The organism is Streptococcus sp. SG1 (assembly GCF_030439935.1).
Lineage (GTDB): Bacteria > Bacillota > Bacilli > Lactobacillales > Streptococcaceae > Streptococcus > Streptococcus gordonii.
In genome coordinates this window covers 46,997-68,303 of the sequence record NZ_JAQFJC010000009.1, presented here as the reverse complement: position 1 = coordinate 68,303, position 21,307 = coordinate 46,997, and the positions used below count along the sequence as shown (strand labels likewise).

25 protein-coding genes are annotated in these 21,307 nt (G+C 39.4%); 5 read left to right on the top strand and 20 right to left on the bottom strand.

Annotated elements, in window-relative coordinates; translation table 11 throughout:
- Nucleotides 1-18 precede the first annotated feature (18 nt).
- The 3 genes from PCY06_RS08650 to PCY06_RS08640 form a co-directional block, all read right to left on the bottom strand.
- Nucleotides 19-528, bottom strand: a complete 510-nt coding sequence (locus tag PCY06_RS08650; RefSeq protein WP_008809854.1) for a GNAT family N-acetyltransferase — start codon at nucleotides 526-528, stop codon at nucleotides 19-21.
- 198 nt (nucleotides 529-726) lie between these two features.
- Nucleotides 727-1,746, bottom strand: coding sequence for a hypothetical protein (locus tag PCY06_RS08645; protein WP_048777237.1), 1,020 nt, complete (start codon nucleotides 1,744-1,746; stop codon nucleotides 727-729).
- Nucleotides 1,747-3,417, bottom strand: a complete 1,671-nt coding sequence (locus tag PCY06_RS08640) for a hypothetical protein (RefSeq protein ID WP_048777278.1) — start codon at nucleotides 3,415-3,417, stop codon at nucleotides 1,747-1,749. It lies immediately after the preceding gene.
- A 119-nt stretch (nucleotides 3,418-3,536) separates the two neighbouring features.
- Here PCY06_RS08640 and PCY06_RS08635 point away from each other — a divergent pair, with 119 nt between their 5' ends.
- Genes PCY06_RS08635 through PCY06_RS08625 form a run of 3 tightly spaced genes read left to right on the top strand, consistent with a single transcriptional unit; the run spans nucleotide 3,537 to nucleotide 5,792 of the window.
- Nucleotides 3,537-4,535 carry a hypothetical protein gene (locus tag PCY06_RS08635; RefSeq protein ID WP_082307351.1) on the top strand — a complete coding sequence of 333 codons (999 nt, stop codon included), beginning with the start codon at nucleotides 3,537-3,539 and terminating at the stop codon, nucleotides 4,533-4,535.
- Complete coding sequence (locus tag PCY06_RS08630; RefSeq protein WP_045634132.1) at nucleotides 4,507-5,322, top strand: hypothetical protein; 816 nt, start codon at nucleotides 4,507-4,509, stop codon at nucleotides 5,320-5,322. The genes PCY06_RS08635 and PCY06_RS08630 overlap by 29 nt, the downstream gene beginning before the upstream one ends.
- 2 nt (nucleotides 5,323-5,324) lie before the next feature.
- On the top strand, nucleotides 5,325-5,792 hold the full coding sequence (locus PCY06_RS08625) for a hypothetical protein (RefSeq protein ID WP_045634133.1): 468 nt from the start codon (nucleotides 5,325-5,327) through the stop codon (nucleotides 5,790-5,792).
- 122 nt (nucleotides 5,793-5,914) lie between these two features.
- Here PCY06_RS08625 and PCY06_RS08620 read toward each other — a convergent pair whose 3' ends face one another.
- The 7 genes from PCY06_RS08620 to rpsF all read right to left on the bottom strand — a co-directional run bounded on the left by PCY06_RS08620 (nucleotide 5,915) and on the right by rpsF (nucleotide 10,286).
- Nucleotides 5,915-6,109 carry a DUF1648 domain-containing protein gene (locus PCY06_RS08620; RefSeq protein ID WP_045634134.1) on the bottom strand — a complete coding sequence of 65 codons (195 nt, stop codon included), beginning with the start codon at nucleotides 6,107-6,109 and terminating at the stop codon, nucleotides 5,915-5,917.
- Nucleotides 6,109-7,719: an ABC transporter permease gene (locus tag PCY06_RS08615; RefSeq protein WP_082307350.1), complete on the bottom strand. Its 1,611-nt coding sequence runs from the start codon at nucleotides 7,717-7,719 to the stop codon at nucleotides 6,109-6,111. The genes PCY06_RS08620 and PCY06_RS08615 overlap by 1 nt, the downstream gene beginning before the upstream one ends.
- A complete protein-coding gene (locus tag PCY06_RS08610; RefSeq protein WP_048777243.1) occupies nucleotides 7,646-8,359 on the bottom strand; it encodes an ABC transporter ATP-binding protein in 714 nt (237 codons plus the stop codon). The genes PCY06_RS08615 and PCY06_RS08610 overlap by 74 nt, the downstream gene beginning before the upstream one ends.
- A gap of 140 nt (nucleotides 8,360-8,499) precedes the next feature.
- Nucleotides 8,500-9,156, bottom strand: coding sequence for a TetR/AcrR family transcriptional regulator (locus PCY06_RS08605; protein WP_082307349.1), 657 nt, complete (start codon nucleotides 9,154-9,156; stop codon nucleotides 8,500-8,502).
- A gap of 53 nt (nucleotides 9,157-9,209) precedes the next feature.
- Nucleotides 9,210-9,449 (bottom strand): 30S ribosomal protein S18, encoded by a 240-nt coding sequence (gene rpsR / locus PCY06_RS08600; protein WP_000068664.1) that lies wholly within the window; start codon nucleotides 9,447-9,449, stop codon nucleotides 9,210-9,212.
- 38 nt (nucleotides 9,450-9,487) lie between these two features.
- On the bottom strand, nucleotides 9,488-9,979 hold the full coding sequence (locus PCY06_RS08595) for a single-stranded DNA-binding protein (RefSeq protein ID WP_012130902.1): 492 nt from the start codon (nucleotides 9,977-9,979) through the stop codon (nucleotides 9,488-9,490).
- Nucleotides 9,980-9,995: 16 nt separating this feature from the next.
- On the bottom strand, nucleotides 9,996-10,286 hold the full coding sequence (gene rpsF, locus PCY06_RS08590; protein ID WP_002896497.1) for a 30S ribosomal protein S6: 291 nt from the start codon (nucleotides 10,284-10,286) through the stop codon (nucleotides 9,996-9,998).
- Between the two features lie 212 nt (nucleotides 10,287-10,498).
- On the opposite strand from rpsF, the gene folE reads away from it, so the two are divergent.
- Entirely contained in the window at nucleotides 10,499-11,062 is a 564-nt protein-coding gene (gene folE / locus PCY06_RS08585; protein ID WP_082307348.1) for a GTP cyclohydrolase I FolE, read from the top strand.
- A gap of 47 nt (nucleotides 11,063-11,109) precedes the next feature.
- Complete coding sequence (locus PCY06_RS08580; protein WP_082307347.1) at nucleotides 11,110-11,931, top strand: PrsW family glutamic-type intramembrane protease; 822 nt, start codon at nucleotides 11,110-11,112, stop codon at nucleotides 11,929-11,931.
- 93 nt (nucleotides 11,932-12,024) lie between these two features.
- Here the strand turns inward: PCY06_RS08580 and PCY06_RS08575 are convergent, their stop codons facing one another.
- The 10 genes from PCY06_RS08575 to PCY06_RS08530 all read right to left on the bottom strand — a co-directional run bounded on the left by PCY06_RS08575 (nucleotide 12,025) and on the right by PCY06_RS08530 (nucleotide 21,141).
- A complete protein-coding gene (locus PCY06_RS08575; protein WP_061601177.1) occupies nucleotides 12,025-12,783 on the bottom strand; it encodes an epoxyqueuosine reductase QueH in 759 nt (252 codons plus the stop codon).
- A 123-nt stretch (nucleotides 12,784-12,906) separates the two neighbouring features.
- Nucleotides 12,907-14,529, bottom strand: a complete 1,623-nt coding sequence (groL, locus tag PCY06_RS08570) for a chaperonin GroEL (RefSeq protein WP_045773434.1) — start codon at nucleotides 14,527-14,529, stop codon at nucleotides 12,907-12,909.
- A gap of 22 nt (nucleotides 14,530-14,551) precedes the next feature.
- Complete coding sequence (gene groES / locus PCY06_RS08565) at nucleotides 14,552-14,833, bottom strand: co-chaperone GroES (protein ID WP_045634143.1); 282 nt, start codon at nucleotides 14,831-14,833, stop codon at nucleotides 14,552-14,554.
- Nucleotides 14,834-14,993: 160 nt separating this feature from the next.
- Nucleotides 14,994-15,797, bottom strand: coding sequence for an ABC transporter ATP-binding protein (locus tag PCY06_RS08560; RefSeq protein WP_045634144.1), 804 nt, complete (start codon nucleotides 15,795-15,797; stop codon nucleotides 14,994-14,996).
- Complete coding sequence (locus PCY06_RS08555; protein ID WP_045634145.1) at nucleotides 15,797-17,770, bottom strand: ABC transporter substrate binding protein; 1,974 nt, start codon at nucleotides 17,768-17,770, stop codon at nucleotides 15,797-15,799. The genes PCY06_RS08560 and PCY06_RS08555 overlap by 1 nt, the downstream gene beginning before the upstream one ends.
- A 402-nt stretch (nucleotides 17,771-18,172) precedes the next feature.
- Nucleotides 18,173-18,463 carry a hypothetical protein gene (locus PCY06_RS08550; RefSeq protein WP_012130909.1) on the bottom strand — a complete coding sequence of 97 codons (291 nt, stop codon included), beginning with the start codon at nucleotides 18,461-18,463 and terminating at the stop codon, nucleotides 18,173-18,175.
- A gap of 11 nt (nucleotides 18,464-18,474) precedes the next feature.
- On the bottom strand, nucleotides 18,475-19,305 hold the full coding sequence (locus PCY06_RS08545; protein WP_008810033.1) for a PTS system mannose/fructose/sorbose family transporter subunit IID: 831 nt from the start codon (nucleotides 19,303-19,305) through the stop codon (nucleotides 18,475-18,477).
- Nucleotide 19,306: 1 nt separating this feature from the next.
- On the bottom strand, nucleotides 19,307-20,158 hold the full coding sequence (locus PCY06_RS08540; protein ID WP_082307346.1) for a PTS sugar transporter subunit IIC: 852 nt from the start codon (nucleotides 20,156-20,158) through the stop codon (nucleotides 19,307-19,309).
- A 30-nt stretch (nucleotides 20,159-20,188) separates the two neighbouring features.
- Nucleotides 20,189-20,683, bottom strand: coding sequence for a PTS sugar transporter subunit IIB (locus tag PCY06_RS08535; RefSeq protein ID WP_008810035.1), 495 nt, complete (start codon nucleotides 20,681-20,683; stop codon nucleotides 20,189-20,191).
- A gap of 20 nt (nucleotides 20,684-20,703) precedes the next feature.
- Nucleotides 20,704-21,141: a PTS sugar transporter subunit IIA gene (locus tag PCY06_RS08530; RefSeq protein ID WP_008810036.1), complete on the bottom strand. Its 438-nt coding sequence runs from the start codon at nucleotides 21,139-21,141 to the stop codon at nucleotides 20,704-20,706.
- Nucleotides 21,142-21,307 lie beyond the last annotated feature (166 nt).

Below are 21,307 nucleotides of genomic sequence, written 5' to 3'. Positions count from 1 at the left end.
ACCAGCTTAGGAATTTTTTTATTTTCTTTTTTTCGAAAAATAAAGTACTAGGTCATCACTATTTTCACAAGGAGCATATGGGGCAAGGGCTTCATTGTTAAACCAAAGTCCAGAACCATCTGGAATATATCCTCTTTTAATATATAAGCGCTGTGCCGGCCCATATCCCTTATGTAATCCCACTCCCAAGGTAACCACATCTGAATATTTCAGGGCTTCTTGCTCTGCTTTTTCGATTAGAGCCGTGCCAATCCCCTGCCTTTGAAAGCTTTCAAAAACATTAAAATCAGTTAACTCCGGATAAAGGCCTGCAAAAGGTCCGTGATTTGCTGATGGAATGACTGTTATATAACCTGCCAAAAATCTGCCAACAAGAGCCACCAAAACTTGGCGTTCTCCCTCCTCTTGCTCAAGAAAATATTTGTGCAGAATATCTTTTCGCTCAGGCCATCCCTGCTCAACAAAAGCATTTGATAATCCTTCAATATCCTCAAAAAGCATCTTTCTGACGATTCGCTCTTCACCCATATCATACTCCTTATAACAGATTCTCATCTCATTTTAACACTTTAAAGAATAATAAAAAACCCCTGCAAAAGCAGGGATTTACTTGGTCTCCTTTTACGAAAGCCGTCCTTGATCGCTATGAATACATTCTTTAAGTGTTATCAAGTGTATAAGCTTCTCTCAACCATGTCCGACCAACTTTGCTAGAAAAGAAGCAAGTTAGTTTTTACCTTTTTGGTAGAGGTTTAGAAAATCTTGATAAGATTTTAAGAGATGATCTTTCTTATCGGATGAGTACGAACCATCTAGTTTGATATTAGTATAAAGATCGATTTCCCCTTCAGCAGCTAGAAGCTTTAGACTTTTTTCATAAGAATCATCGCCAGTTATCATTAAGCTCCATCCGGCACTAAATTTCTTTTCTATACCAGGCAATTCTTTACTTAATTTCAAACTCTTAATATTTAAATCCTCTCCTCCCTCGATGAGAGTAATATTCTGTGTTTTATTGGCCAAGACTAGTCCATAACGATTCAATTTATCATCCAGGTCAGTAGCTGAATAGATTGGTTGCTTCGAATGGGCTGTTAGAGGTTCGAAATAGCGATCCAGAGAAAAAGTCTGACCATTTTCAATATTCGTATAAAGAGTCTGGGTAAAGGAGCCACTACTTGAACTAGAATAGTAGCTTGCATTTGATCCACCTGGTAGATATACCTCAAAAGCAAAATAGAGTTGACTGTCTTGAGGATCTTGATACAGTTGGTGACTCACTTTCCCCGGAATAGCTTGAGGATGTAGTTTTTGAGCCAACTGGAGTAGGTCATAATCTTTGTAAGTCCCTTCAGCTTGGTTTAGAAGTCTAATTTTCAGGTGGTTATTCTTATTCTTATCTCTACTAAATTGCTGGTAACTATCGTAGTAAAAAGTTTTGTTGGGGTAATTCATCTCTTGCTGCAAGATATACTTGTCAGACAAGATGGCCAAATTAGGATTCTCGACCATATAGAGATTATCACCCAGCTTTTCTATCTTAAAAGTCGCATCCTTATCTGGCCTATTTTTACCAACCTCTTGCTGCTCAGTATGATTTTGCTCAGAGTGTATAGTGTTTTTTTGTTTTTCAGCAACATATGAAGCCAAAAATAAACCAATTGCAAATGCTAAAGTATAACCACCAATATTCAAAAAGATTTTATTTTGAAATAGTTTTTTTATCTTTATAATGATCTGACTCACTTATCTTTCCTCCGGAACTTTTACTCGACGAAGCTGACCATCTATAAGGACATAGATAATTCGTCCCGATTTTATCATTTTATCAGGGGTTAAATCATGAAAATTATTTATCTTAAACTGCAGAGGAACTAAAGCCTGGTTGCCGTTTTGAACCATTACAGAAATTTCTCCTGCCACAAGATTGTCATTAGTTTCAGCTTGACTAACCGTCATCTGTCCTACCTCAAGACTAAATATGGAGAAAATTCTATACAGAGGTCCTTGCTCCACAATCTCCTTAACGGTATTCATATACGATTCAGACAAAGGGCTACTAGGGTTATATTGAAGCCAATTAATATATTGCGGGCCGGCTGGATTAGACCGCTTAGATTCATCAATAAGAGTGCTGACGTCTTTTACAGTTTTTATTCCATAGCGTCTGGTTTTATCGAAACTAACTTGATTTAGCATCGTATTGGTAGAGCTAAGATCAGTCCAACTTCCTAAAGCACTTATGTGGTCATATAGATCGAAATGCTGCGTGTAAACCGGACCTTTTTTGAAGTCAACGGTAACTACTTCTTCACTATCGATATCAAGTCCAATTGGGACAATCCCTTCCGCCCAATTGATTTTTCCTTCCTCCTGTACCTTCTTTATAAACAAGTCATAAGGAAGTGGAGTTTCAGGACTTTTCTTCTGTTTTACGATTTGTTCTGCTTCATACTCTTGTTTCTTTTGAGCAGACCAAAAAGGAGCTTCTCCTGGATAATTAAAGAGACTAGCAAAATCAGAGGCTTGTTGAGTGGAATCCTTAGTGTATTTAAACAGTGGATAGATAGCGAAACTACCTTTCTTAGCCATTTCGAGGGCATGAGGATATTCTTGGTAGAGATTGATTAGGTCTCCACCCTGATATGGTCTCATCATGATAACTTTGTCTTGATTTTGCTTTTCTTGGTTATCATAGGAATTTGTGTCTTTTTTAGCATCAAGAATAAAGCTTAAGCTCTTTAAACGGTCAGCAAAAATAGGATTGCTTTGAGCAATTTTAAATTCACTATTATCGCTAGCAGTTAAGACTTCTTCTTGTGCAGCTCCTATGTAGTGAGCAATCCGACTCTTTGCCGTCTTTAAGTCAATAATCAGAGATGCTTTTTGAAGGCCACCATCAATCTCTTCCAGCGCTATTTCTATATAAGGAGCATCTGGAGACGAGTCAAGCACATCTAATCTCGCGGTACTCTTAATGTTATATTTTTTCTTTTCTTTAAGAAGAAGGGCTCGTACATCGACCTTCTTTAATGACTGAATCCCTTCGTCCTCTTTGTAAATATCAATCTGATAAAAATATTCCGTGTTTTTTTTGTCATAAAAAGCCTTCCCCTCGTCAGGATACGGATCCTCGGGGAGCTTGTAATTCTGTGCAACTAGATAGCCATCTTTTTCCTGGACTTCCCCAAACTTGTCGATAGCCAGCGCAATATTTCCGATTTTCTGAAAGTCATTTACCTGACTAACACCTATTCGATATCGATCTTCTGACTCGGTCCGACTATGATTCTTGCTAATCCCTTCCCTTTTTGCAGGTTCAGGACTAATCGTCGGATAATAGATCAGATAGGTCACTAGAGCGAGAAAAAAGAAACTAGATATTTTAATGATTTTTTTGAAAGGTGTTTGATCCATATTCGCTTCCCTAATAAAAATATAATAATACCATTCTATCATACTTTTCTTCCACTTTTAGCAGAAATCTTACCCAAAAATGATATAATAGTGCATAATCTATCTTAAAGGAGTATAGGATGAAGAAGCTAGAGAATTTCTCTTGGCAAATGTGGCAAATTTATGCTTTGGCAGCGCTGGTCGTTTTTATTGTCGGTGGTGCTTGTTCTTTCTTTTTTGTAAAAGAAGCTACTTATGTAGTTAAAGAACGAAATTATGTTTATAAAGGGAAGAATCTGCGTTTAACGAATTATGTAACAATTGGAGAGAATGAGCCTGAATTTCCTATGATAGCCCTCTCTTTTAAGGAAGACGATAATGAACGGGGCTCATCTGTTTTTGCCGTAGGTCGGAAATATCTAGCAGTTCAAGATTCCAAGCAATATGATGGCACACTGAAAAAGAAGGATAAGGAAGAATACTTCCGAATTCGTTATTACCAACTAGGACAAGAAAAAGGAGAAGGTCAAACGATTGATGCCTTAAAGCTTGTTCAAGATATGGGATATGTATCTATAAATGGCGAATTAGATAATCAGATGTATTCTGATGGGAAAAATGACTATGTAAAAATCCAGATAGACTACGATAACGAAATTTATATCAATCTGACTAATAAAAAGGCAACAAAAAAACGCCCCAAAGAGACAATCCAATTCGGCTATGGAGGAATCTATCGTGCACTCTCAGATCCATCATTTATTACTGAGGCATACAGTGATGACGAGAGTAATATACATAGTTACGGACCTTGGTTTAAGTATGAAAAAGAAGATAAAGAATCAATTTCAACTGACAATTCTTCCGACAAAAATCATAGTAGCAGTAATGTTAAAACTGAGGATAGCGTAACACTTGCAACACTTAAGAAGTATGGTTATTTATTAGTTTTAAAAGAAAATATGACCTTAGATGATAGTGAAACTCTGACAAAGATTTTATATCCTGATGCCTCCTATTTTCACTGGACCATTGATAGTGGATATACAAAAACTGGCCGGAAAGAGTATGTAGAAACAGATCAGGAGTTCAAGCAAGTAATTAAGGAGGATGCTATTGAAAAAGATACTGAAAATTAATTCTGACAAGTGGAAAAGTATGCTTGTCCTTGTGTGCTTTCTAGCACTCTTGTTCCTGTTTTTCTATAAGAATCTAGAGGCCAATCTCAAGGGTTTTTATGCTAATCGGAATTTCCCTGGAGAGATTAAGATTACAGGCTTTTCCTGGGCTGAAAAAAGAACAGGCATTGATGTTAATTTTACTTATACTGAAAAAATTAACGGCAAGAACATTTCTCTGCCCTTGAAAAAATCCGTACGCTTTAAACAATTAGTCATGCCTTATTATGACAAAATAGATTTATCCGATAGATACAACCCTATATCTGAGTTAGGGACGACTTATGATGAATCTATCAGAGTTTATTTACCAATGATTGAAAAAATGCTGGAAATCAATCCCGAACGGACCAAGTTGGAAGAGTCTTTAACAAGAAAATTAAATCAAGCTCCAGATTTAAGTGGAGCATCAGCTAAGTTAAGAAGCACCCTATCTGATCAAGCTAATTTTGTTAGAGGTGAAACTTGGTATAGCGATCGCATTGAAAATGCTACTAAAAATAAACATTCTATCCTTGAGGAATTGTACGATTTTTCATTAAATCATGCCTTATCGCAAGGAGCTGTCTATGTCCAAATTATCTTGCCCAAAGGAGTCGACAGAGAAGATATCCACCTAAGAGACCAAATCCAACAGTTGTTAGAACAATTAAGCCTGCCAGATGGAGCCTACGTCTTAGGGACGATTGATGAAGCAGGAGGCGATTTTGTCGTAGTTGAGCAAGGAAAAATTAGAGAAGGGAGATAGGAATGTCAGAGAATAAAGAAAGGGTTAAAGTAAGTTTCCCTTGGCAAATCGGATTATTAGTTGCACTTTACTTAGTTATTGCTAGCATGCCTTTTTTACACGATAAAACATCTCAATTTTACCTATTCCAAAATAACAATCCTATTTTTGGTGGAAAAGAATTTGCAGATCTGAACAATTCCTATTTTAAGAATTCCTTTATTTTTCTATCTGTTCTTCCTGCCCTAGCCGTTTTATTGAAATTCATTTTAAAAAACAAAGGCTATCCTTTTCTAGCAAGTTTACAATCTTTTCTACTTTTTATAGCTAGCTTTGTCTTAATGGTTTACACAATGTTCTCCATTACCATCCAAAGAGACATTTATAAGCTAGATTGGGGATATTACTTCTGCCAAATAATTTTTCTAATTTTTATCTTTAATGATCTAAGCTTTCTAAGAGCATGGGTAAAAAAGATACCATCACCTTAATTGCAAAGAATAAATTTAAAAGAACCACTTATGAACTGTATAGAAAACTATATTCTGTTCATAAGTGGTTTTCTTCATGGTCACACCTAGCTTCTCTTAGAAATTGTTCACTGACCTCTTTTTTATTTGCTTCGAAAATATTTCCAATAAAGAGAGTAGGGAATGGGCAAACCGAGAATCAACCAAAAGCGATTGACAACAATGTCCGCATTTCCTGCGCTGTTAAAATGAATGGGAACCTGCTCTGGCAGCAGGAAGATAATCAAAAATATGATTACTGCCAAGAGAAACAAAACGAATAAATCTTTCTTTTTCATTAGCCATGGACCTCCTTAAAATATCCTTGCTTTATTAAATGCCTATAAAGGACGACTGCCAAAAGCAAAAGTCCAAGAGCTGAGATTCGCAACGAAATCTCCAAGTCCATACCAAATAGTAAGGATAAGCAAAGAGTGAACACAAGAACCAAGATGCCAATTCCTCCAGACAAGATAGTTGAAAAACTTTGCTTAATAACAATCATTTCATTGTCCCAGATGAACTTAGGAAAATGAAAATTGACCACAAGTCCCTGAAGAGCTGTAAATAGAGAATAAGCCAGTGAAATAAGGACCAAGTCCACTACTTGCAAGACTCCTAGCGAGAAACGCCAGGCCAGAACAGGCAAGCCCAGCAGCAAGGCCACGAAATGTAAAGACACCGTCAAGGCCAGCTTTGCCATCATTATCTGCCTCATAGAAACCGGGAGCGTCTGAAGCAGCCAAATCTCTTCACCCTCTAAGGAAATACTGACAGCTGCAGGATTGGAAATACTGAGACAGCCAGCCAGTAATAGGGGTAAAAATTCTCGGCTATCGCTGAGTCCTATCGAAGAAAAGAGGACATCAGAACTCATAAAACAAAGCAAGATGGCTAAAACGATGATTAAAATAGTTCCCAGTCCACTATTGAGCATATAAAGATAGGAACTCACAAAATTCGCAACTTCTCTCCTATAAAGAGCCATAAAGGGAGACTTCTGCCAGCTTCTATAGACTTTGCTTTCTGACTTCACCCCTGTTATCATCTGATTCATTTTTAAATAATTTCTACTTAAATACCTTAGAAAGAGTCCTGTCAGCACAAAAGATGCAAACATCAACAGAAGGCTAGCCCACAAAAAATGCTGAAGGTTAAAAAACAAGCTTGCCGGAGGATAGAGAGAGGTCAGCTGCTTGGTAAGCACGAGACCAACATTTTCCCCTGACAGTCCAGCTCTCATAGCCCACATACTGCCTGTTGCCAGCCCCAAAAGCAAGAGGAGAGAAAAAAGGAAGGCAACTAGATTTTTATGAGGGGCCTTTGAGGCTATGTAGGCCACGCACAAGCCAAGTAAAGATGCTAAACAGAGAGGTAAAAGAGGAACAAATCCCATTAAAAGCAGATAAAAAAGCAACTCCAACAAGGACGCACCATATCTAAACCAAACGAGGCCTGCTGGCAGCATGAGAAGAATGGCAAACACACTGTTCAAAAGATAAAGAAAAGCATATTTCTCATAGACGATTTCCCTAATACTGAGCGGTAATACGATGAGCCTATCAAGTTCCTCTTGGTCAAACAAGATGCCATTTGACTGCATCAGACTGAAAAAGAAAATAATAAAACTAACCAAGGCAATCATATAGGCTGGAATCAAATTTGCCTGCCCCAACTTGACCAAACTCAAAGCCGTCAAAAGATTATAGCCTGAAAATAGCAAAACAAGCAAGAAGAGCAGACCAAGCTTAAAATACCTGCCCAATCCTCGTCCTTTCCTTAAATCATTAAGCGAAAATGTGCTGTATAATTGTACTTTTAAAAGCAAAAGAATATTAGTCATCTTCCTGTAACTCCATAAATACTTGTTCCAAACTAGATGTCCCCTTAACTTCAGAGGTCCTTCCATTAGCCACCAAACGACCCTTCTGCAGAATTGCAATCTTATTGCAGAGTTCTTCCGCAACCTCTAAAACGTGAGTGGAAAAGAAAATCGCATGCCCTTGACTGGCTAGCTCTCTCATGATTTGCTTAAAATAATATGCGCCTTTCGGATCTAAACCGACAAAAGGTTCATCTAAAATCAACAATTCTGGCTCATGCAAGAGGGCCGCTATTAGTGCCAATCGTTGCTTCATTCCATGTGAATAAGCTGATATCAATTGATCCAAAGACGTATCCAGCTCAAACATTTTAGAATACTTTTCTATAGCTGCTTGCCTCTTTTCCATAGAAACCCTATAAATGTCTGCTACAAAATCCAAAAACTGCCTTGCTGTCAGATTTTTATAAAGGTCTGGGTTATCCGGCAGAAACGCCATCTTTTTCTTACAAAGCAAGGGCTCCTTCCTGATAGAGTGCCCGCAGATATAAATCTCTCCTTTATCAAAATCATGAATCCCCACAATGGACTTAATGGTGGATGTCTTACCTGCTCCATTAGCGCCGATGAAGCCATAAATATCTCCAGGCTCCACCATCAGACTAAGATCATCCACAGCCTTTTTACCATTGCTATATACTTTTGTTAAATGTTCTATTTTTAACATGAATTTCTCCTTTTATTTAAACTGACATTTTGTCAGTTTTGGCGTAAAATTTTTTATAATTTAGATTAAGAGATTGAAGGTTCGAACTGACATTTTGTCAGTTGTGTTTCTAAATAAAAGGCAGAAAACTGCCGATTATTCTAAAAAATAGATTCTTCTATTCCTAAGCTTCTTTCTAGGATTACCTGGAAACTGGTGAGATAATCCTGCAAAGTCTCTGGTTTTTCATTACTCATCTTAATATCATTTGACACAAAGACGTAGGCAGTCATGAGAAAAGAAGCCGTTTCATGTGGATATTTTAAATGAAAATCTCCGGATTTCTGTCCTTCCTCCAAGATATGAGTGAAGAAAACAATCATCCGTTCACAGAGTCTATGATAAAAGCGATCTAAAACATAGCGATTGGTCTCCAAATTGACGGTTTCCTGCAAGACCTGATTTTCCTGTGTTCTGCTTTCCTCTGGGATAAGGGTCGCCTCAATAAAGGCTCTGATTTTTTCCTTGGCCCCAACATTTGGCTGATAGCTAATCTTTTCTAGCTTTCTCAGCAAGGGCTCAGAATTCTTTTCAATCAGACAATAGAGAATGTCTTCCTTATCCTTAAAATGATAGTAAAGCAGACCTCGTGAGATTCCAAGCTTATCAATAATATCTTGAGTTCTAGTCTTTAGATAGCCTTTTTGGGCAAAGAGCTGTAAGGCTGCAGACATAATCTCTGCTCTCCGTACCTCTACTTCCTTGACATCACGCATGATTTCTGCCTCCTTGTGGTCAGTATAGCACCTAACTGACATTTTGTCAATGATATAATAAAAAAACAGCAGGTCAGAGCCTGCTATTAATCAAATTAGTCTTCATTTACGAAAGGCATCAAAGCCATTACGCGAGCGCGTTTGATAGCTGTTGTTACTTTACGTTGGTTTTTAGCTGAAGTTCCTGTTACACGACGAGGAAGGATTTTCCCACGTTCTGAAACGAAACGGCTAAGAAGCTCAGTATCTTTGTAATCAACATATTCAATTTTGTTCGCTGCGATATAATCAACTTTTTTACGGCGTTTGAATCCGCCACGACGTTGTTGAGCCATGTGTTTTCTCCTTTATATTATAGTTCTAGTTTGTCCAATTAGAATGGCAGATCATCATCTGAGATATCCATTGGATTTGAGTTACCAAATGGATTCTCATCACGAGAAAAATTCGGTACTTGGTGAGACGAGTCAGCGCCTCCGAAGCTTGGTGCTGCATTACCGCCAAAGTTATTTGGAGTATAGCCTCCAGACTGTCCTTCACGGCTTGTACGACTCTCCAATAGTTGGAAGTTGTCTGCAACGACCTCAGTGACGTAGACACGTTGACCTTGCTGATTTTCATAATTACGAGTCTGAATACGACCTGTAATTCCGACTAGAGCACCTTTTTTAGCCCAATTAGCAAGATTTTCTGCCTGCTGACGCCAGATGACAACATTGATAAAGTCTGCTTCTCTTTCACCATTATGGTTTTTAAAATTACGATTAACAGCTAATGTAAATGTTGCAACCGCTTGGTTTTGCGGTGTGTAGCGTAGTTCAGCATCGCGGGTCATGCGACCTACAAGTACAACGTTATTTATCATGAATCTACCTTCTTAATTAAGCGTCAAGTTTGACGATCATGTGACGAAGAATGTCAGCGTTGATTTTTGAAAGACGGTCAAACTCTTTAAGAGCTGCATCGTCGTTTGCTTCAACGTTAACGATATGGTAAAGTCCTTCACGGAAATCTTGGATTTCGTATGCAAGACGACGTTTTTCCCAATCTTTTGATTCAACAACAGTTGCACCGTTGTCAGTCAAGATAGAGTCAAAGCGTGCTACCAAAGCGTTTTTAGCTTCTTCTTCAATGTTTGGACGAATAATATAAAGAATTTCGTATTTAGCCATTGATTTTTCCTCCTTTTGGTCTAATGACCCCAAGACTTTGCAAGGGGTAAGTGAGGTTTTCTCACGAATAACTATTATACTAGATTCTCTATGAAATAGCAAGGAAATTCTTTAAAACTTCGTGAACGAGATGTTCTGATACTGCTCAAGTATTTGACGGCCCTGTTTCTTTCCGATATAATAGGACTAGTTTGACTAATGAGGAGTTTTTTATGTCTGATTTTGAAAAATTGCAAGAGACTGTTTACCAACTATTAGAATTAGTTGGGGAAAATCCTGACCGTGAAGGGTTGCTTGACACACCAAAGCGAGTAGCTAAAATGTATCAGGAAGTCTTTTCTGGGCTTGGTCGAGATCCTAAGGATGAATTTACTGCTGTATTTTCGGAAGGTCATGAAGAAGTCGTTCTTGTAAAAGATATTCCATTTCATTCTATGTGTGAACATCATCTCTTACCTTTCTATGGTGTTGCTCATGTCGCCTACCTACCAAGCAACGGCAAAGTCACTGGGCTGAGCAAATTAGCCCGTGCAGTTGAAGTGGCTAGCAAACGTCCTCAGCTACAAGAACGTCTTACTGCCCAAATTGCAACGGCCTTAGATGAAGCTTTGTCACCTAAGGGTGTATTTGTCATGGTTGAAGCCGAGCATATGTGCATGACTATGCGAGGAATCAAAAAACCTGGTAGTAAGACTGTCACGACTGTTGCAAAAGGAATTTACAAAGAAAATGTTCATCAGAGACAGGAAATCTTGTCCATGATTCATCACGACTGATTCCCTCAATCACCGCAACACAATAATCTCACCTTAGAAAGAAGTTTATGAAGAAAAAATTAGTATTTCTCCTATTTCTGGCTCTAATCTGTATTGGAATTGAGTACGAAACAAAGACCTATACTCTAGGCGAATTATCTGGCAAAGCCTACGGCATTATTGGACTGGCTGCCTTACTAGCCTTGCTTTATATCGTTCCAGCCAGCTTAATCATTTTACACGTTCAAAAAAAATGGAAGACTCCGCTTGCTAGCTTAATCATCGCCTTCTTGGGCGGGCTATTCATCGCTGGATGGACTTCTGGTCTTGCCAACACTTATATCCATGACGGTGTTTCTACTTTATCTATTTCTTTTATTAATGATTTAGAAAGTGCTATCGTAGCGCCACTTGTCGAAGAGCCTCTCAAATTGATCGGTGTAGCCTTTGCTCTCTACTTAGTTCCTGTAAAAAACTTGAAGTCTATCTTACTTCTAGGAATTGTAGCGGGATTTGGTTTCCAAATCAGTGAGGACTTCTCTTATATCTTATCTGATATGTCAGAAGGCTTCTCTTTCGCTATCTCAGGAATTTTGGGACGCGTGGTTGGCTCAATCGCCTCACATTGGCTCTACACAGGCTTGACTGCTTTCGGCTTGACCTTGATGATTCGCTATCGCAAAAAGAATGCTAGCAACTTCAAAACAGGCCTTATCTACTTCCTAGCGGCTTTCATCCTACATTTCATCTGGAACTCACCGCTTTCAGCTATTGAAACCGAAATACCGCTTGTAAGACCCATCCTATCTGCCCTAGCTATTTTTACCTTCTTCTTAGCCTACCAAACTGCTACGCGATTGGATAATGATCAGCCAAGTTTACATTTTTAAACACTTATATAATTAAAAGAACTGCCCCAAGACAGAACAATCTATCTTAGAGCAGTTCTTTTTATTGTCCACAGACTCTGAGTCTATCAAGGCCTAATCTATCACTGTGAACTTGATATGAGAGTAGTCCTTTTCTAAATCCTTGCCCGTCATAAAGGCCGCAGCTTCTTTCTTTACTTTTACTAGGTCGATTCCCTGGTCTTGAGCACCAAAAATACAGCCACAATAGCACTGGCGATAAATATCATATTCCTCGCACATCTCCACAGAGCGTTTATATCCTTGATTTTTCTTAAAATCACTCGGCAAATAATGAGTCGCATAGACTTTTTGCACCTCAATACCGACACTATTAATGGTCTGAGAATTTTTATGAGGACTAATCGTCAATGCGCTTCCAAAGTAATCAAAACCTAGTTCTACCGCTACCTCAGCAGTTTTATCTAAACGATAGTCATAGCAAACCTTGCAGCGATCGCCTCCTTCAGGTTCATCCTCCAGACCATGAACTTTTCGGAAAAATTCCTGAGGTGCATAAGGGGCTTCTAAATACTGAACTGTATAGCCTGTTTTCTCGTTGAAGTCACTAACAAATTTTTGTGTTACATAAGCCCGTCTCTGATACTCCGCCTTAGGATGAATATTGGAGTTGGCAAAGTAAATTGTTACATCCGCATATTGGCTAAGATATTCCAAGGTATAGGTCGAGCAAGGGGCACAACAAGTATGCATAAGAATGGTCGGGCGTTTCTGATCCTTTTCCCAATCCTGAACCATTTTCTGCATGACACGGTCATAGTTAATCTTCTGATTGGGATTCATCTTGCTCAGAATTTCTTCTACATCAATCATAAGCCGCTCCTTTAGTTTCTCATTCTATTTTACCATAGAAAACCGACTCAAACAATCTTGATTAAAATGATTCTAGAATAAAAAGACTGAGATTTTCATCTCAGTCCTCACTATCTTTTTGTATTACATCATGCCACCCATCATGCTTGGATCCATGGCTGGTGCTGGACTAGCTGGCTCTGGCTGATTTGCTACTACTGCTTCGGTTGTCAAGATCAAGCTAGCAACAGAAGCCGCATTTTGCAAGGCTGAACGAGTCACCTTAACTGGGTCAATGATTCCAGCTTCAATCATGTTAACCCATTCGCCAGTTGCTGCATTGAAACCTGTACCAGCTTCAGAGTTTTTCAAACGGTCAATGACGATTGAACCTTCAAAGCCTGCATTGAAAGCGATTTGACGGACAGGCTCTTCTAAGGCACGAAGAACAATATTACGACCTGTCGCTTCATCTCCTGTTAATTCGAGACCAGCAACTGCATCTAAAACACTAACAAAGGCTGTACCACCACCAGATACAATTCCTTCTTCTACAGCGGCACGGGTTGCGTTAAGGGCATCTTCGATGCGGAGTTTCATTTCCTTGAGTTCTGTTTCTGTGGCAGCTCCAACCTTAATCACAGCTACACCACCAGACAATTTGGCCAGACGCTCTTGAAGTTTTTCCTTGTCAAATTCTGAAGTTGCACTTTCAATTTGAGATTTGATAACAGCTACACGGTTAGCAATAGCTTCAGGATTTCCAGAACCTTCTACAATTACAGTGCTGTCCTTGTCAACAGTGACTTTAGATGCTTGTCCAAGTGCTTCAATGGTCGCATCCTTGAGTTCCAATCCGAGATCTTCTGTAATGACTGTTCCACCTGTCAAGATGGCAATATCTTCCAACATAGCCTTACGACGATCACCAAAGCCTGGTGCTTTGACAGCTACAACGTTGAAAGTCCCACGAATCTTGTTAAGAACAAGTGTTGGCAGAGCTTCGCCATCTACATCATCTGCAATGATCAAAAGCGGACGGTTAGTCTTCAAAATGTTTTCTAGTAATGGTAGGATTTCTTGGATATTTGAAATTTTCTTATCCGTAATTAAGATGTATGGATTGTCTAAATCAGCTACCATTTTTTCACTGTCTGTTACCATGTATTGAGACAGATAACCACGGTCAAACTGCATTCCTTCTACGACATCCAGCTCAGTTTCCATCCCTTTGGACTCTTCAATAGTGATGACACCGTCGTTGCCAACTTTTTCCATAGCTTCAGAGATGTACTCACCGACTTTCTCGCTACGAGAAGAAACAGCAGCAACCTGAGCAATCGCTTCTTTGTTAGAAACTGGAATAGCAGTTTCTTTTAGAGCTTCAACAGCTGTTGCAACTGCTGCTTCAATCCCACGACGGATACCGATTGGATTGGCACCGGCAGTTACGTTTTTGATTCCTTCGCGAACGATAGCCTGCGTTAAAACAGTTGCTGTTGTTGTTCCGTCACCTGCGATATCGTTGGTTTTTGAAGCAACTTCTGAAACCAATTTAGCGCCCATGTTTTCAAAATGATCTTCCAATTCAATTTCTTTAGCGATGGTCACACCGTCATTGGTGATAAGGGGAGAACCAAAAGATTTTTCCAAAACAACATTGCGACCTTTAGGTCCCAAGGTTACTTTGACTGTATCCGCTAAAATATCGACTCCTCGTACCATTGCACTTCTTGCATCTGCTGAAAATTTAATGTCTTTTGCCATTTTTTATCCCTCTTTTCTAATCTTACTCAACTATTGCTAGAATATTGGCTTCGCTGACTAGAAGGTAGGTTTCTTCACCGTCTTTCACTTCTACTCCTGCGTGACTTTCAACGAGAACCTTGTCTCCAGCTTTGACAGATGGTGCTACCAATTCACCGGTCAAGGTACGAACTCCTTGGCCAACTGCTATAACTGCGGCTGTCTTAGTCGCTGCATGACTGTTACCAGCGATAACAAAACCGCCAACTTTCTCTTCTTTTTCTTCTATTTTTAGGACCACTCGGTCACCTAATGGTTTTAACATAGTATCCCTCCTGAGATTGAATTTTAGCACTCTCTTATACCGAGTGCTAATCTATAGTTATTATTTTATCACTTGGTCAAAAATAGTCAAGAAAAAAATACTATTTTTTCTTTAAAGAATTTAAAAAAACTGATTGGAAAAACCAATCAGTCTTTTTGTCTTACCCTAAGACTAGAGCATCATCATTCAGTACTTGACCACTGTTTTTATGGAAGAGATCCATGAGCTGGGCTACCGTCAGATTTTCCTTTTCTTCACCCTTAACATCCACGACAATCTTCCCATGGAAGAGCATGATCAAGCGATTACCATACTCAATGGCGTGTTCCATATTATGAGTGACCATGAGGGTTGTTAGCTTTTGCTCCTCTACTACTTTTTTCGTTAAGTTCATCACCATATCACTTGTTTTTGGATCAAGAGCTGCGGTATGTTCGTCCAGCAAGAGAACCTTAGGCCGAACCAGAGTCGCCATCGAAAGAGTCAAAGCCTGTCTTTGACCGCCAGATAAGAAATTAGCATCCGTCTTCATTCTATTTTCAAGACCTAGGCCAAGATGTTCCAGTGCGCCCTTAAAGATTTGGCGTTCTTCTTCCGTAATCGAGCGTTTGAAAAAGCTCCGCTTCTTCCCACGACGGTAGGCAATGGCCATGTTTTCTTCTATCGTTAAATTGGTGGCTGTCCCCATCCGCGGGTCTTGAAAAACACGACTAATACTTTTCGATCGATCAGCTACTGAAAATTTTCTGATAGACTGACCATCAAGCAAGATATCTCCATCATCAATCTCTACGACACCTGCAATAGAGTTCATCAAGGTTGATTTCCCTGCTCCATTCCCACCAATTACGGAAATAAAGTCTCCCTGTTCGATTTCGAGATCCAAGCCTCGGAGAACAGGATTCTCATTGATTGTTCCTTTTTCAAAGGTCTTATGAATATTTGTTAATGTTAATAAAGGCATTAGCTGTCACCTCCTGGTGTTAAGGTTTTGTTTGCTTTAATTTGCAATTTCTGACGAATTTCTGGGACATAAAGAATGAGAGCAAGAAGAATAGCTGAAGCTAATTTAAGCATTTGAGCATCCACATTCATAGCCAGAATAACTACTAGAACTAAGCGATATAAGATGGATCCGACCACAATGGACCAGAGACGTTTTCCAAGTGGAAGGTATTTAACGATGACTTCGGCCAAGATAATCGATGCCAAGCCATTTACAATAGTTCCTGTTCCCATATTCATATCCGCGTAGCCATTATTTTGAGCTAAAAGGGAACCAGCAAGAGCGATTAGACCATTTGAAAGCATATAACCTAAAATTTTGATACGGTCAACTTTAATTCCATTGGCTGCACCCATAGTCAAATTATCTCCGGTCGCCCGCAAAGCTAAGCCAAGCTGGGTATTGAGTAGGACAATTAAAAGTAAGATAACAAAGGCAACGAAAGCAAGCCCTAATACAATGACAGAAGCAGTCTTGGATAGACTAAGTAAACTTGTCATCATAGTTACCAGGGTCTTTTGCCCAGAAAGAGAAAGATTAGAACTTCCTAGTACAAGTAAGTTAACAGAGTAAAGGGCAGTCAGGGTGATAATCCCAGTCAGAAGAGCTGGAATCTTCATCTTGGTATGTAGAAAACCAGACACTGCCCCCGCCAGCATTCCAGCAATGAAACCGCCAATGGTGGCTAGAAGAGGATTCAGGCCTTTCATAATCAAAATGGCTGTAGTTGCTGCACCAAGTGGGAAGGATCCTTCTGCAGTCAGGTCTGCAATATCTAAAATCCGGAAGGTAATGAAGACTCCAATAGCCATAATGGACCAGAGCAAACCTTGAGATAGAGCAGAGAGTACAATATCTAGAAGACCACCAGATGAATCAGACGGCTTAGATTTAGAAAGAGAATTCACTTTCGGATTTGCAGTATTTTTAGTAGAAGAGCTTTTCTGAGTTGTTTTTTTCGCTTGAGCATTTGCCTGCTCCTCTTGCTCAATGGCGCTGATGTCGATTCCTAGAAGCTGAGCCATTTCTTTATTAGCGACTGCCTTTAGCGTCTCAGGATCTTCGGCTGAAATATCATCGACCTTTTCTCCATTCATAATTCGAATAGCCATTTTAGCAGTTTGACGACCCAAAGCTTCAAAATCAGCACCGTAGGTGAAGAGCACCCCATCATCTACCACGTCAACAGAACCACCCACTACTGGCACCTTCATTTCTTTAGATAAGTCTGTCACCAAGGTGATCGCTGAAACGATGGTATTATCAGCGGGGATAAAGAGGGCTTCCGTCTGACTCATCAGGCTTTTTGTAGTATCTTGCACATCATTAGTGGAGGAAATCCCCTTGACAACTGTCTCAATACCAGCTTCTTTAAATGCTACTTCTGCCTCTTGCACCTGAATCTCTGAATTTCGTTCATTAGTCGTATACATAATCCCAACTTTTTTCAGATTGGGCATGACTTTTTTCAGTAGAGCCACTTGTTTCTTTGCAGAAACTCGGTCACTGGTACCAGTTGCTAGACCGCCAACCTTGTCCATAGACTTCACAAGCTTTGCAGAGACAGGATCTGTAATCGCCGTAAAGAGAATAGGGGTATCAGTCGATAGATTGACTAATGATTGGGCTGCTGGTGTTGCAATCCCTAGAACCAAGTCATTCTTAGAAAGTAGACTCGTAGAAATCGTTTGGAGATTGGACTGATCCCCTTGGGCATTCTGGTAGTCAATCTTGATATTCTTACCATCAATATACCCTTGGTCTTTCAACTCATTCTCAAAGCCTTTTCGAGCAGCTGTCAGGGACTCATGCTCCACATATTGAAGAATCCCGATGTGGACCTGTTTTTCCGACTTCTTTGAAGAACTGCATCCTGCTACAAGAAGTAAGGCCATCGCCAAACTAACCAAGGAAAGTAGTGTTTTTTTCATATCATGCTCCTTAATTTTTTTCAAAAACAAAAAGCCAATTAGATTTTATTCTAACTGGCTTTTAAGTGCTGATATAGATGAAATCAATCATCCACTTTAATCCAGTCAGTTAGAAAAGATATCTAATCAGCTGGATTCATCATAAAATGCTTTAGCTTCATAGATACAAACGGGGAACGTTTGTATCCTTTTGGCTACAAACGTCTATCTAAAGAAACTAAAGTAAAAGTAGGTATTTAAATTAATTGTCTGTGATGACGTTTGTTTAACCATTTTATTTCTCCTTGTTTTTATTGTTTAATACTATACCCTTAATTTCATACAATGTCAAGACTTTTTTAGAAAATTTCTGAAAATTTTTAATAATCAACCCCCGATAATCTTTTATCAGGGGCATCTAGCTTAATATTTTATTTGAATTTTAGCTTCAAAATCATCAATGACTTTTTGAAGATTGAGTCGGCCTTTGTAGATACCATAACCAAATACTAACATGGCAAGAATGCCTATCACTGCTAGGATAATTCCAACAATGAAAAGAATCATATTGGTTTGGCGGAAGAAATAAATCAGAACAAGACCGATACTCGCAATGGTAAAGAAGAGACTAAACCAACGTCCTAGATTTTCAATCATATGTTTTTGATAGTGAATTTCTGTTTCATAGCCTTGAATCAATTCTTGTTCTGTCATGATTTCTCCTTTTAATATTTCAAACCTGGATTAAAGAAGCCAAGTAATACACCAATAAATGCAACAACTACAAGAAGTAGCATCACTTTGATTGGAGATAGATTTTTCTTAGCCATTAACCACCAGCAAAAGACGATAAATAATGCAGTTAAAAGTCCAGGATAAACTCCGTCTAATTGATCTTGCAGAACCAAGAATGCTTTTCCGGATGAGTCTTTTAATTGGAAAGCTGTTTTAACAGGCACCCAAGTAGCTGCTACCGCACCAATAACCATACCACCAATGATAGATACAGATTTACGGATAGCTTGTCCTTGAGGACCAACAAGAAATTCAACCGCTTTGTCGCCCAGTTCGTATCCTTTAAAATAGGCAAATTTCATACCGAAGTAAGCTAGCAAGTTCCAGACAACGATATAGAAGATAGCACCTAGTGGAGATCCTCCGTTTGATAAGCCAAGGGCAATCCCCAAGATAATAGGGATCAGGGTCCCAACAATCAGTGAGTCACCAATACCAGCAACAGGTCCCATCAAACCAGCACGAAGTCCATTGATTGTTTCATCATCCACTCCGTCAGCACCATTTGCACGCGCTTCTTCGAGCCCTGCTGTAATCCCGACAATCAAGGCACCTAGCTGAGGTTCAGTATTGAAGAAGGCTGTATAAGTATGCATTGCCTTTGCTTGATCTTCTTTTTTCGAATAAAGTTCTTCCACAATTGGTAGCATAGACGCAAGATAACCAAAAGTCTGCATGTGCTCTTGTGAGAAGCAGGTCAAGTTACCATAGTACCAATGATGGAAAGATTTTCCTAATGTTTTTTTCGTTAATTTTGCCATTTTAGATATCCTCCTCATCATCGTCATCAATCACGCCTATACTTGCTACTGCTTGAGCTCTGACATTTTTAGCCATTTGAATTTCATAGAATAGAACAGCGAAAATCAATGAAATGACTGCACAAGAAACTAGATTTAATCCTAGAGAAGCTGCAAGAGTAAAACCGACAAAGAAAGGAATAAAGTCGACAGCTTTTTCAACAATTTGTTTTAACAAAATAGCGATTCCGACACATGGAAGGAGTGAGCCCACTGTAAAGAGGGTTTTCATTGGAATTCCATCCAAAGGAAGGGCTGATTTCAAAGCTGTAACTGCATCTGCCCCTAATTTACACATGATTAGAGTTGGCAAGAAGGAGAAGACAATGTGTGAAATCCATGGGAAGCCCCAGTCTACTGCGTATAAACGTTTAAATTCTCTCTTTTCAACAGCTTTCCAACCAATATGTTGCCAGAGCAAGTTCATTGTTGCTGTACCATAAAATAGAACGGTACCAACTGTCCCTACCAAAGTTCCCATTGATTTAGCCAAGTTTGCTGCATCTGAAGAATCGAGGGCTAAGCCTTGTGTCGTAATAGCTACCATCGCTAGCGGAATACCGATATAAGAAACCGCACGAACGTCTGCTGAAACAGTACCACCAGGAGTAACCAGGGCAATATAAACCAATTGCATGGCAACCCCACAGACTATCCCTAGTTTAATATCCCCTAAGATAAGCCCTGAAACAAGTCCACCAACAAGCGGGCGTCCCAGAGTATAGTTACCAATTGATGTACCACCTAGACCAGGCATGGATGACAAACACGCAAACAATCCTAGCAAAGCGGCCTGTAACCAAGAAATTGTCATAATAAGCCTCCTTTAACGCTTATAGTATTATTAAAAACCAAATTTAGACTTGAAATCACTCCAGTAGCCGATGGAAACATCTGGCAACAATTGGAATTTCACCTTATAACCAGCCTTTTCAATTGCTTCAATTGCCTCTGCTTCTTCCTGAGTAATGGACTGATTATTTCCTAATTTCGTTGCTCCTGGGCGATCATTAGCAGGGCCGACGATAATTTCTTTGACATCAGCTGGAACAAAGCCTTGGTCTACTAAAATTTCTTTCATATCAATTGGATTCTTTGTGATTAAGAAATAGCGACTATCTGAATCCAAGACCTTTTGTGATTTTTCTTTGAAAGCTTCCTTAGTCCAAACAAAAGTTTTCTTATCTGAAGCAGCTTTATAAGCCTGTTTTAACACGGCATTCCCTGCAGCTGCATCATTGACCGCAATTAAGCCATCACAAGGATATTCCTTAGCCCAGCGAGTAACTGTCTGACCGTGGATCATGCGGTCATCAATCCGTACAAATGAAATTGTCATGATAAATCTCCTTTAAGTATTTAAATATCGTCGTCATCTTCTTCGTCGCTATCGGTTGCGACTTCGAATTCTTGAAGAGCTGCTGAAGCTTCTGAAAGAATGGTTCTAGCTAGTTCTTTGCCTTCTAACATATCTTTCATCACTAGCCCTGTTAAAGCCATAGTCAGGTTTAGACCACCTAGGACAACTGCTGTGTCTAGTTTCCCAAGTTCAGCCAAGACATTGCAGGCAGTAGTAAGAGGGCTTCCCCCAACAATATCTGCCAACACAAGAACCTGATCTTCCTCAGCTAAGCCCGCTAAAGCTTGGCGAAACTCCAAGGCAAAATCGTCTACTGACTTACCTGCTTTTAGACCAACAGCAATCACTTGATCTGTCTTGTCGCCGGCAAACATTCCCAAAGAACTTTGCACCCCTTCGGCCAAGCCACCGTGGCTGACCAATACAAGATATTTCATCTTTCCTGCCTCCTTACCCTTCTACTTCTTAGCCAATTCAGACTTTAAATGATGAAGGTTTCTTTATGACTTTATTGTACAAGATATGGAACCGGTTTCATATTGTCAAATGTCACGTAAGTCAGATGACATTTGTTAATAAGAATATGACAATTGTCATATTGGT

What these genes read in the sequence shown, in the direction of transcription:
- PCY06_RS08650 (WP_008809854.1), bottom strand. Translation starts at nt 528, where the DNA reads ATGGGTGAAGAGCGAATCGTCAGAAAGATGCTTTTTGAGGATATTGAA.
- PCY06_RS08640 (WP_048777278.1), bottom strand. Translation starts at nt 3,417, where the DNA reads ATGGATCAAACACCTTTCAAAAAAATCATTAAAATATCTAGTTTCTTT.
- PCY06_RS08635 (WP_082307351.1), top strand. Translation starts at nt 3,537, where the DNA reads ATGAAGAAGCTAGAGAATTTCTCTTGGCAAATGTGGCAAATTTATGCT.
- PCY06_RS08630 (WP_045634132.1), top strand. Translation starts at nt 4,507, where the DNA reads ATGCTATTGAAAAAGATACTGAAAATTAATTCTGACAAGTGGAAAAGT.
- PCY06_RS08625 (WP_045634133.1), top strand. Translation starts at nt 5,325, where the DNA reads ATGTCAGAGAATAAAGAAAGGGTTAAAGTAAGTTTCCCTTGGCAAATC.
- PCY06_RS08620 (WP_045634134.1), bottom strand. Translation starts at nt 6,109, where the DNA reads ATGAAAAAGAAAGATTTATTCGTTTTGTTTCTCTTGGCAGTAATCATA.
- PCY06_RS08615 (WP_082307350.1), bottom strand. Translation starts at nt 7,719, where the DNA reads ATGGAAGGACCTCTGAAGTTAAGGGGACATCTAGTTTGGAACAAGTAT.
- PCY06_RS08610 (WP_048777243.1), bottom strand. Translation starts at nt 8,359, where the DNA reads ATGTTAAAAATAGAACATTTAACAAAAGTATATAGCAATGGTAAAAAG.
- PCY06_RS08605 (WP_082307349.1), bottom strand. Translation starts at nt 9,156, where the DNA reads ATGTCAGTTAGGTGCTATACTGACCACAAGGAGGCAGAAATCATGCGT.
- rpsR (WP_000068664.1), bottom strand. Translation starts at nt 9,449, where the DNA reads ATGGCTCAACAACGTCGTGGCGGATTCAAACGCCGTAAAAAAGTTGAT.
- PCY06_RS08595 (WP_012130902.1), bottom strand. Translation starts at nt 9,979, where the DNA reads ATGATAAATAACGTTGTACTTGTAGGTCGCATGACCCGCGATGCTGAA.
- rpsF (WP_002896497.1), bottom strand. Translation starts at nt 10,286, where the DNA reads ATGGCTAAATACGAAATTCTTTATATTATTCGTCCAAACATTGAAGAA.
- folE (WP_082307348.1), top strand. Translation starts at nt 10,499, where the DNA reads ATGTCTGATTTTGAAAAATTGCAAGAGACTGTTTACCAACTATTAGAA.
- PCY06_RS08580 (WP_082307347.1), top strand. Translation starts at nt 11,110, where the DNA reads ATGAAGAAAAAATTAGTATTTCTCCTATTTCTGGCTCTAATCTGTATT.
- PCY06_RS08575 (WP_061601177.1), bottom strand. Translation starts at nt 12,783, where the DNA reads ATGATTGATGTAGAAGAAATTCTGAGCAAGATGAATCCCAATCAGAAG.
- groL (WP_045773434.1), bottom strand. Translation starts at nt 14,529, where the DNA reads ATGGCAAAAGACATTAAATTTTCAGCAGATGCAAGAAGTGCAATGGTA.
- groES (WP_045634143.1), bottom strand. Translation starts at nt 14,833, where the DNA reads ATGTTAAAACCATTAGGTGACCGAGTGGTCCTAAAAATAGAAGAAAAA.
- PCY06_RS08560 (WP_045634144.1), bottom strand. Translation starts at nt 15,797, where the DNA reads ATGCCTTTATTAACATTAACAAATATTCATAAGACCTTTGAAAAAGGA.
- PCY06_RS08555 (WP_045634145.1), bottom strand. Translation starts at nt 17,770, where the DNA reads ATGAAAAAAACACTACTTTCCTTGGTTAGTTTGGCGATGGCCTTACTT.
- PCY06_RS08550 (WP_012130909.1), bottom strand. Translation starts at nt 18,463, where the DNA reads ATGACAGAACAAGAATTGATTCAAGGCTATGAAACAGAAATTCACTAT.
- PCY06_RS08545 (WP_008810033.1), bottom strand. Translation starts at nt 19,305, where the DNA reads ATGGCAAAATTAACGAAAAAAACATTAGGAAAATCTTTCCATCATTGG.
- PCY06_RS08540 (WP_082307346.1), bottom strand. Translation starts at nt 20,158, where the DNA reads ATGACAATTTCTTGGTTACAGGCCGCTTTGCTAGGATTGTTTGCGTGT.
- PCY06_RS08535 (WP_008810035.1), bottom strand. Translation starts at nt 20,683, where the DNA reads ATGACAATTTCATTTGTACGGATTGATGACCGCATGATCCACGGTCAG.
- PCY06_RS08530 (WP_008810036.1), bottom strand. Translation starts at nt 21,141, where the DNA reads ATGAAATATCTTGTATTGGTCAGCCACGGTGGCTTGGCCGAAGGGGTG.